Source organism: Streptomyces triticisoli, assembly GCF_003270085.1.
Lineage (GTDB): Bacteria > Actinomycetota > Actinomycetes > Streptomycetales > Streptomycetaceae > Streptomyces > Streptomyces triticisoli.
In genome coordinates this window covers 1-9,813 of the sequence record NZ_QFDQ01000270.1, presented here as the reverse complement: position 1 = coordinate 9,813, position 9,813 = coordinate 1, and the positions used below count along the sequence as shown (strand labels likewise).

The 9,813-nt window shown below is 74.2% G+C and carries 9 protein-coding genes; 6 read left to right on the top strand and 3 right to left on the bottom strand.

What is annotated here, in order from left to right:
- Positions 1-220 precede the first annotated feature (220 nt).
- From DEP02_RS30720 to DEP02_RS30700, 5 genes are all read left to right on the top strand, one after another.
- Entirely contained in the window at positions 221-1,081 is an 861-nt protein-coding gene (locus DEP02_RS30720; RefSeq protein ID WP_112470948.1) for a universal stress protein, read from the top strand.
- A gap of 7 nt (positions 1,082-1,088) precedes the next feature.
- Entirely contained in the window at positions 1,089-3,467 is a 2,379-nt protein-coding gene (locus DEP02_RS30715) for a glycoside hydrolase family 65 protein (protein WP_112470947.1), read from the top strand.
- A 119-nt stretch (positions 3,468-3,586) separates the two neighbouring features.
- Positions 3,587-4,954 (top strand): MBL fold metallo-hydrolase, encoded by a 1,368-nt coding sequence (locus DEP02_RS30710; RefSeq protein WP_112470946.1) that lies wholly within the window; start codon positions 3,587-3,589, stop codon positions 4,952-4,954.
- Positions 4,955-5,013: 59 nt separating this feature from the next.
- Positions 5,014-5,391 carry a rhodanese-like domain-containing protein gene (locus DEP02_RS30705; RefSeq protein WP_112470945.1) on the top strand — a complete coding sequence of 126 codons (378 nt, stop codon included), beginning with the start codon at positions 5,014-5,016 and terminating at the stop codon, positions 5,389-5,391.
- The gene (locus DEP02_RS30700) at positions 5,388-6,134 is read left to right on the top strand and encodes a sulfite exporter TauE/SafE family protein (protein ID WP_112470944.1); all 747 of its coding nucleotides are present in this window, start codon (positions 5,388-5,390) and stop codon (positions 6,132-6,134) included. Before DEP02_RS30705 ends, DEP02_RS30700 begins: the two co-directional genes overlap by 4 nt.
- A gap of 25 nt (positions 6,135-6,159) precedes the next feature.
- On the opposite strand, the gene DEP02_RS30695 is transcribed toward DEP02_RS30700, so the two are convergent.
- Positions 6,160-6,447 carry a metal-sensitive transcriptional regulator gene (locus DEP02_RS30695; RefSeq protein WP_112470943.1) on the bottom strand — a complete coding sequence of 96 codons (288 nt, stop codon included), beginning with the start codon at positions 6,445-6,447 and terminating at the stop codon, positions 6,160-6,162.
- Positions 6,448-6,540: 93 nt separating this feature from the next.
- On the opposite strand from DEP02_RS30695, the gene DEP02_RS30690 reads away from it, so the two are divergent.
- The gene (locus DEP02_RS30690; RefSeq protein WP_112470942.1) at positions 6,541-7,128 is read left to right on the top strand and encodes a rhodanese-like domain-containing protein; all 588 of its coding nucleotides are present in this window, start codon (positions 6,541-6,543) and stop codon (positions 7,126-7,128) included.
- Between the two features lie 85 nt (positions 7,129-7,213).
- Here the strand turns inward: DEP02_RS30690 and DEP02_RS30685 are convergent, their stop codons facing one another.
- Both DEP02_RS30685 and DEP02_RS30680 read right to left on the bottom strand, forming a co-directional pair.
- Positions 7,214-8,065 carry a class I SAM-dependent methyltransferase gene (locus DEP02_RS30685; protein WP_112470941.1) on the bottom strand — a complete coding sequence of 284 codons (852 nt, stop codon included), beginning with the start codon at positions 8,063-8,065 and terminating at the stop codon, positions 7,214-7,216.
- A 140-nt stretch (positions 8,066-8,205) separates the two neighbouring features.
- Entirely contained in the window at positions 8,206-9,213 is a 1,008-nt protein-coding gene (locus DEP02_RS30680) for a vitamin K epoxide reductase family protein (RefSeq protein ID WP_112470940.1), read from the bottom strand.
- Between the last annotated feature and the right edge of the window lie 600 nt (positions 9,214-9,813).

The window sequence follows — 9,813 nt, the reverse complement described above, 5'->3', positions numbered from 1 at the left end:
GTCCGTATCGAGCCGGAGCTGGTCACGGGCCGCGAACTGGTCGGCGGGCGCAGCGTGTACGGCCTCGACCCACTCCCCTGACCGATGGCCGGGGACCGCCCGGACCGAACGTCGCCCGAAGGGGCCGAACCGCCCTCGCGGGGGTACTTGAGGGATGCGACGGTGGTGGTGGGATCTCCTGCCGCGCGACGCGGCAGCCCGGCGAAAGGCGGTGGGGACGATGGAACTGCCCCTGGTCGTGGGCGTCGACGGATCGGATCCGAGCCTGACGGCGGTGGACTGGGCGGTGGACGAGGCCGCCCGGCACGGTCGGTCGCTGCGGCTGGTGTACGCCTCCCTCTGGGAGCGCTACGAGGGTGCCGTCCCGTCGGGCAGCGCGGAACGCCCCTCGGAGCAGGTGATGGCCGAGCACATCGTCGCCTCCTCGGCGGAGCGGGCCCAGAGGCGCAACGCCGACGTGAAGGTGTCCACCGACATCCTCCCCGAGGACGCGGTCTCCGCCCTGCTGGACGAGGGAAACACCGCTTCCGCCCTGGTCGTCGGCTCACGTGGACGGGGCGGGCTGAAGGGGCTGCTGCTCGGCTCGGTATCCCTGGCCGTGGCGGCCCGCGCCCACTGCCCGGTGGTCGTGGTCCGCGGTGACAAGGCGGGCCTGGCCGGCACGCACGAGCGGATCCTGCTCGGCGCCGGCGAGCCCGACACCGGCGGCGAGGCCGTACGGTTCGCCTTCCGCGAGGCGGAGGCGCGCGGCTGTGTCCTCGACGTCGTACGGGCCTGGCGCAGCCCCGCGTTCCAGGCGTCCTCCGACGACCCGGCCCGCGGGCACGAGGAGCGGGCCTTGGGGCTGCTGGAGGACCTGCTGGGGGAGGCGCGGGCCGAGCATCCGGACGTACGGCTGCGCCCCGCGACGGTCGAAGGGCCGGCGCACAGGGTACTCGTGGACCGTTCGGCCGCCGCCGACCTGGTGATCGTCGGGGCGCGGCACAGGACGGGGCGCTCCGGGCTCCAGCTGGGCCGGACGGCCCACGCGCTGCTGCATCACGCACAGTGCCCGGTGGCGGTCGTGCCGCAGCGGGTGTGACAGCCCGGTGACGGCGGCGACGGCCGGAACGTGGGCGTACGACGGTTACGACCCCGCGCAGGAGCGTCTGCGGGAGGCGCTGTGCACGCTCGGCAACGGACGCTTCGCCACCCGCGGTGCCCTGCCGGAGTGCGACGCGGACGATGTGCACTACCCGGGCACCTATGTGGCCGGGTGCTACAACCGTCTGACGTCCGATGTCGCCGGCCACCGGGTCGAGAACGAGGACATGGTCAACGTCCCCAACTGGCTGCCGCTGCGCTTCCGGCTCGCGGACGGCCCCTGGCTCACCCCGGACACCGCGACGGTCCTCGACCACCACCAGGTCCTGCACCTGGCCTCGGGCCTGCTGGAGCGCCGGACCCGGTACGGGCTCGGCGACGGGCGGTCGCTGATCGTGCGCCAGCAGCGCATCGTGCACATGGCCGACGCGTATCTGGCGGCGCTGCGCACCGAGTTCACCGCCGACGGCCTCGCGGCGGACCTGGAGGTCGAGGCGGCCGTCGACGGCGGCGTCATCAACGCCGGGGTGGAGCGCTACCGGGACCTGGAGGGCCGGCACCTCACCCATGTGCACTCCGGCACCGTCGCCCCCGACACCGTGTGGCTGCGCTGCCGTACCCGGACCTCCGACATCCGGATCGGCATGGCCACCCGCCTGACCTGCGAGGATGAGATCACCGCCCGGCACGAGCACCCGCGCGCGGTCCAGCGGGTGCGGCTGCGGCTGGAGCCGGGCCGGACCGTCACCGTCGACAAGACCGCCGCGCTGCACACCTCCCGCGACCCCGCCATCAGCGATCCGCTGTGGGCCGCGGTCGACCGGGTGGGCGCGGCGCCCGGCTTCGGTGAACTGCTTCGGACCCACCGGACGGCATGGGACCAGCTGTGGCGCCGGGCCGACATCGACGTGCCCGGGGAGCCGGGGCGCATTCTGCGCCTGCACCTGTTCCACGTCCTGCAGACGCTCTCGCCGCACACCGCCGACCTGGATGTCGGAGTGCCCGCCCGGGGCCTGCACGGCGAGGCCTACCGCGGTCATGTCTTCTGGGACGAGCTGTTCGTCCTGCCGTATCTGAACCTGCACTTTCCGGAGGTCTCCCGCGCCCTGCTGCGCTACCGCCACCGGCGCCTGGAGCGGGCCTGCTCCGCCGCCCGCGCGATCGGCCGGCGCGGCGCGATGTATCCGTGGCAGAGCGGCAGCGACGGGCGCGAGGAGTCCCAGCGGCTGCACCTCAACCCCCGCTCCGGACGCTGGCTGCCGGACCACTCCCGCCTGCAGCACCACGTCGGCTCGGCCGTCGCCTACAACGTGTGGCAGTACTGCCAGGCGAGCGGCGACGCCGAGTTCCTCCACACCAAGGGAGCGGAGATGCTGCTGCAGATCGCCCGCTTCTGGGCGGACGCGGCCACCTGGGACGAGGACCTGGGGCGGCACCGCATCCTGGGCGTGATGGGCCCCGACGAATACCACGACGCCTACCCGGACGCCGACCGGCCCGGCCTGGACGACAACGCCTACACCAACGTCACGGCCGCCTGGGTCCTCGCCCGGGCCCTGGAGGTGCTGCGTACCCTGCCCGCGCCACGCCGGCGCGAACTGGCCGAGCGCACCGGCCTGGACACGGGCGAGCCCGAGCGGTGGGAGGAGGTCTCCCGCACGCTGTACGTGCCCTTCCACGACGGCGTCATCAGCCAGTTCGAGGGCTACGGAGGTCTTGCCGAGCTCGACTGGGCCGGCCACCGCAAGCGGTACGGCGACATCCGCCGCCTGGACCGGATCCTGGAGGCCGAGGGCGACAGCGTCAACCGTTACAAGGCCTCCAAGCAGGCCGACGTGCTCATGCTCGGCTACCTCTTCTCGCCGGCCGAACTCAAGGGCCTCTTCGGCCGGCTGGGGCACCACCTCGACGACGGTCTCTGGCGGCGCACCGTCGATTACTACCTGGACCGCACCAGCCACGGCTCCACCCTCAGCGGCCTGGTGCACGGCTGGGTCCTGGCCCGCGCCCGCCGCGCCGGGGCGTGGGACTTCGTCCAGGAGGCCCTGCGCGGCGACATCGCCGACCTGCAGGGCGGCACCACCGGCGAGGGCATCCACCTGGGCGCCATGGCCGGCACCCTCGACCTGGTCCAGCGCGGACTGCCCGGTCTGGAGACCCGCGCGGGCGCCCTGTGGCTGGACCCCGCACCGCTGCCGGAGCTGTCCTCCTACGGCTTCGCCCTGCGCTACCGCGGCCACTGGGGCGTACGGCTGCGCCTGGAACACGACCGTGTGGAGATCGCCGTACCCGCCTCCGACCGCACACCGATCGACGTCCGCCTGCCCGACCGCGCCGTCAGCGTCCAGCCGGGCGAGAGCTGCCGACTGATCCTGCCCGAGTGAACGGACCGGAGAGATCCGCGGAGCTCCGTCGCCTGGGTTCGAGGAATACCCCGGGGGGTACTCGTGTTAGTCTCGGTGTATACCCCCAGGGGTAATTTTCTCCGTGAAGGGAGCATCCCGTGTTCTTCATCGAGACCATCGAACTGGCAGGGCTCGGCAACCGCAGCTACCTGGCCGGCGGCGAGCGCACGGCCGTGGCGGTCGACCCGCCCCGGGACGTCGACCAGGTGCTGGCCGCGGCGGCCCGGCGCGGGGTGAGGATCGCGTACGTCGTCGAGACGCACGTCCACAACGACTACGTCTCCGGCGGCCTGGAACTCGCCCGGCTCACCGGAGCCTCCTACCTGGTCCCCGAGGGAGCCCGCGTCCGCTTCGCGCACACGCCCGTGCGGGACGGCGACACCGTGACCGTCGACGCCGACGCCCGGCTGACCCTGCGCGCGATGGCGACCCCCGGACACACCCCGCACCACACCTCCTACGTCCTTCAGGAGGCGCGGGCGGAGGTCGCCGTGTTCACCGGCGGCTCCCTGCTGATCGGCACCGTCGGCCGTCCCGACCTGGTCGAACCGCGGCTGACCGAACACCTGGCCCGCGCCCAGCACGCCTCCGCGCACCGGCTCGCCGCGGAACTCCCCGACGCCACCGCGGTGCTGCCCACCCACGGCTTCGGCAGCTTCTGCTCCTCGAGCCAGGCGGAGGGCGACAGCACCACCATCGGCCGGGAGCGGGTGGCGAACGACGCCCTCACCCAGGACGTCGACACCTTCGTCGCCGACCTGCTCGCGAACCTGGACGACATCCCCGCGTACTACGCCCACATGGGGCCGGTCAACGCCGCCGGACCCGCGACGGTCGACCTGACCCCGCCCGCCGTGGCCGATCCCGACGAGATCGCCGCCCGGCTGGCCGCGGGGGAGTGGGTCGTCGACCTGCGCAACCGGGTCGCCTTCGCCGAGGGGCACGTCGCGGGCTCGTTCAACTTCGAGGCCGAGGGGCAGCTCGCCACCTACCTGGCCTGGCTGGTGCCCTGGGGCAAGCCGGTGACGCTGCTCGCCGAGTCGCCCGCACAGCTGGCCGAAGCGCAGCGCGAGCTGGTGCGGGTCGGTATCGACCGCCCGGCCGCCGCGGCCACCGGCGGACCGGACGCCTGGCTCCGCCAGGGCGAGGTGCCCGCCTCCTTCCCGCGGGCCACGTTCGCCGACCTCGCCGAACGGCACCCGGGCGAGGGCATCGTCGTCCTGGACGTCCGGCGTGACTCCGAGCGGGCCGACGGCCATGTCGAGGGTTCGGTGCACATCCCCGTGCACCTGCTGCACCGGCGGCTCGGCGAGGTTCCCGACGGGCAGGTGTGGGTGCACTGCGCGGGCGGCATGCGGGCCGCCGTGGCCGCCTCCCTGCTGGATGCGGCCGGCCGGGACGTGGTCGCGGTGGACGACGGGTTCGAGGCCGCCGAGAAGGCCGGACTCACCGTACGGGCCGTCTGAGGAAAGACCCGAGGAAAGAACCCGGGCAGAGAAAGGAAAGTGAGGCAAGCACCGTGCGGATGAGTCTCTTCCGCCGCGGGCCCGGGCGGGTCACCGCGCGCGAGGCCGCCGAGCGCACCGGTCACCATCCGGCCGGGAGCGCGGGCGGCGCCGTACTGCTGGATGTGCGCGAGACGCAGGAGTGGCGCGCGGGGCACGCCCCCGGCGCGCTGCACATACCCCTGTCCGCGCTCGCCGCGGGCGCGCCGCTGCCGCAGGAGGCACAGGGGCGGCCGCTGATCGTCATCTGCCGCTCCGGCAACCGCTCCCAGCAGGCCGCCGAGCTGCTGGCGGCCCGGGGCGCCGACGCCGTCGACGTGGTCGGCGGGATGCGGGACTGGCTGCGGGCCGGACTGCCGGTGGTGGACGACCGCGGCGAGGACGGCACGATCGCGTGAGTGTCCTGATCCTCGCCCTGACCGCCGGGGCCGTCATCGGCCTGGCGCTGGGCGCGCTCGGGGGCGGCGGCAGCGTCCTGGCCGTTCCCGCCCTGATCTACCTGCTCGGTTTCACCCCGGTCGCGGCCACCACCGCGAGCCTGGTCGTCGTCACGGTCACCTCGGCCACCGCCCTGGTCGCGCACGCCCGCGACGGCCAGGTGCGGTGGCGTACGGGACTGCTGTTCGCGGCCGCCGGAATCGGCCCGGCGATGCTGGGCGGCGTGGTCGCCGGGCGGCTGCCCGCTGCCGTGCTCACCTCGGCCTTCGCGCTGGTCGCGGCCCTCGCCGCCTTCCGGATGCTGCGGCCCCGCCGGGCGTCGGTCACGGAACGCCCGGTACGGCCCGGCCGTGCCGCGGCGGCCGGCGCCGGGCTCGGCGCGGTCACCGGTGTGCTGGGCGTCGGCGGCGGCTTCCTCGCCGTACCGGCCCTGGTGGGCGTGCTCGGCCTGCGCATGCGTGCGGCGGTGGGCACCAGTCTCCTGGTCATCACCATCAACTCATTGGCCGCGCTGGCGATGCGGGCCGGTACGGCCCCCAGGCTGGACTGGGCGGTCATCGCGCCGTTCGCGGGGGCCGCGGTCCTCGGCGCCTGGGACGGCAAGCGGCTGGCCGCGAAGGTGTCCGGGGCGGCGCTGCAGCGGGTCTTCGCCGTGGTGCTGCTGGCGGTGGCGGCGTTCATGCTGATCGACGTGGTGGTGTGATGCGCGCCGACCGACGCGGCCGCCGTCACGCCAGCGACAGGAACAGCTTCTCCATGCGGGCCCGCATCTGCGTGGCGTCCTCGCCGTTCGTCCGGCCGGACTCGATGTCGGCCACGCACTTCTGCAGACCGGTGGCGATGATGGCGAAGCCGGCGCGGTCCAGGGCTCGGGAGGCGGCGGCGAGCTGCGTGACGACCTCCTCGCAGTCCCGCCCCTCCTCGATCATCCGGATCACACCGGAGATCTGGCCCTGCGCGCGGCGCAGCCGGTTCAGGACGGCCTTGAGGTCGGCGCCCTCGAGCTCCAAGTCCATGATCACTCCTCGCACAATACCCCTAGGGGTACTCTACGTCCCGATTCGGGATCGCGTCGACCAACCCACTGTCCGGAAAGGATCCGAACTGTCATGACCATTCCCTCCACACCCGTGTCCCTCGCCACCGAGCAGGCACGCTCCCGGCTCGACGAGCTGATCGTCATCGACGTGCGCACGCCCGGCGAGTACGCCTCGGGGCACCTCCCCGGCGCCCTCAACATCCCGCTGGACCGCATCCGTCAGGCACTCCCGGAGATCCGGAACGCCGCGGCGCGCGGCGAGGTCCTGGTCGTGTGCGCCTCCGGCGCCCGCTCGCAGAAGGCCTGTGCGCTGCTGGCCGGGCAGGGCGTGCACACCGCCACCCTGAACGGCGGCACCGGGGCATGGGCCGCCGCGGGCCACGAACTGCACCGGCCCGCGGCCTGCGAGACGCGGGCCTCCTGGAACATGGAACGCCAGGTGCGCCTCACCGCGGGCGCGCTGGTGCTGCTCGGCCTGGTCCTCGGCCTGCTCGTGCACCCGGCCTTCCAGATCCTGTCGGCGGGCGTCGCGGGCGGGCTGGTCTTCTCCGCCCTGACCAACACCTGCGGCATGGCCGTCCTGCTCGCCAAACTGCCCCACAACCGGCCGCGCCCGGCCCGGCTCGACGCGACACTCGAGGCCCTGCGAAACAGGTGAGGCCCGCCGAACGGCCGGTCGGCGCCCGGACCCGCGGCCGGGTCCGGGCGCCCCGGCCGTCGTACGTCGTGAGGCACCCGGCGGATCAGCCGGTGGACGCCGTGGTGGGGCGTGCGACGAGCGCGATCGCCCCCAGGTGGGCCCGGTGGCGGCGGAAGGTACGGCGCATGCGCAGTACTCGGCGCAGGGCCGCCGGGTCCCGCAGGGCCCGGCCGGCGATGTGCAGGGCCTGCGCGAGTCCTTCGTCGGCGACGAGCCGCCGGGGCTCGAGCAGCGCCATCGGCACGATCCGCCGGGCGGTGACGGTGAAGCCCTCGGCGGCCAGCAGTTCGCTCCAGCCGGACGGGGTGAGGGGCCGGGCGCCGATGTGGAGGGCGTCGGCGAGGTCCGCGCCGACGCGCTCGGCGAGCGCCGGATCGAGGCCGTCGGGCAGCAGGCACAGTTCGTGCAGGGCGTACCGGCCGGAGGGGCCGGCCAGGAGCCGGTGTGCCTCCGCCGCGATGCGGCGCTTGGCGGGCTCGGGCTGCATGGACAGCATCGCCTCGCCGTAGACGACGGTGGCCGTGCCGTCCGGCAGTCCGGTGTGTGCCGCGTCCGCCCGCACCGCGCGCACGCCGGTCCGCCCGGGCGCGGTGAGGGCACTGAGCGCCGCCACCGCCGCGGGGTCGCGGTCGACCGCGATGTAGCCGGCCGGGCCGCGGGCGAGTGTCATCCGGGCGGTGGCCCCGAGGCCGCCCGCAAGCTCCACCACCCGGTCGTCCGGGCCGATGTGCAGGGCGTCCAGCATCCAGCCGGTCAGCGCCGTGCCGCCGGGGCGCAGGATCCGCTTGCCGAGGCGGGCCAGCAGCCAGTGGCCGGGCATCCGGGCGGCGTCCAGCCCCTCACCGGGGACGGAAGGGGAGGGGTGGAGCGGGTGGTGATGGCCGATGGTCGCCATGTGCGTGCCTCGCTTCCTTCCTGCCGGCGTTCTTCCTTCTCCCCGGGCTTGTCTCTCCCGGGCCTGCCCGGACAACCATAATTTATAGTCATGTCTGCATATAGGACCGAACGTCCTGTTTCGGGAAGTCGCCGGCCCGGTCACAGCAGACTGCTCCAGTACGGCCAGAATCGGGTGAGCACCGGCACGGCGATCACCCCGTACCAGGCGGCCGGCAGGATCCAGTGCGTGTCCAGCACCAGTGTCAGCAGACCCCGGGCGGCCCCCGGCGCGCGGATGACCCCGTTCCCGAGGTTGTGCAGGGTGACGTACCAGAACAGGGCGATGGTCACGACCCGGACGACGGCGCAGTACGGGCAGATCCGGTTGAGCACGTACAGCGACTGCAGGATCAGCCAGTGCACGAACACCACGCCGGCCGGCGCCCCGGCGTTGAGTGCGAGCCACACCAGCCGGTGCAGGTGGGCGCCGGTCAGGGCGGCCACGCCGAGCGCGGCGACGACGGCGAACGCGCCGAGCCCCAGGAGCATGTTGGGGAAGCCGAACAGGTTGCCCTGCGCGCCGGCCATGGCGCTGCCGCAGCCCACCACCGGACCGATGTCGCACGACGGCCGGTAGCCGGGGCTCTTCAGGACCCGCCAGTTCTCGACGGCGAGCTGGAAGGCGGCGAGCCAGCCGACGACGCCGATCAGCGTCAGCAGCAGGCCCATGCGCCGCCCGGGGCGTGCTGCGGGCGTCGCCCTCATGCCGCGCGCCGGGGGGTGCGGTTCGCGTGAGGCGGACGGTGGCGTTCCGTACACCACCGGCCCAGTGGCGGCCCGGCGCCGGTGGACCGGGCAGGCGCTCAGCGCGTGCGGCTGGAACAGCGACGGTGCACCGGAGATCGCCTCCGGCCGCGGCTGAGGGGTGGACACCCCGCGGAACCACACCGAGACGGTCTCCCGGCAGTCGTGACCGCCGCCGAACACGTCGTGCGCGGCCGTGGCGGAGATGCCGAGCAGCACGGTGGCGGACCGCAGGGGGAAGAGCACCTTGTCGCTGCGGTCGGTGCCCGGCCGGATCCGCCGGTTCAGCAGCCGACGGGTGTTCGGCGGCCGGCGCTGTGCGGCGCGCGGCTCCCGTTGCCGTGCGTTCTCGTCGTTCTCCATGGCCGGGAACCTATGCGGGGCCCGCTGGGTGATCCTTGGGCCGAACGCCCCCCGCCCGATGCCCGAAGGCCCCGGTCCGCCTGCCCGGTCAGGGACCAACGGCCCTACGGTCAGGGCCTCTTGACAGGGTGGGCAGGGGGCCCGCGCGGTGCAGGCTGGAGCTGATCGAATCGGAGGCAGCGCATGTACGACCGCGCCCGGTGCCGGCCCGGCCCCATCCCCCGTCCCAGGCCGAGGCAGGCACGCCGTACGACGTGCGCCGTCCTCCGGTTCGGTCCCCGTCCGGCCGCCGGCCACGTCTGCCCTGACTCCCGGGCGGCCGGACGTGCACACGGGGCGGCCGTGAAGGCCCCGAAGGCACCCACCGACCGGGCGGGAGCACCCGAAGCGACGCCCGGCGAGGAACCGGCGGCGGACGGCGTGCGGGCGCCAGTGCGTGGGGCCGTGGTGGGTGCCGGGCGGAGCGTTCGTGGGTGGGGGCCGCGCGGCGCGGGGCCGCGGTGAGTGACGCCAGTGAGCCTGCGGGAGGTCCCGCGGCGGGTGCCGGGCTCGAGTTCGGGCCGGGGCCGCGGCCCGTCACGCGCCGCGGGCCTGCGGGAC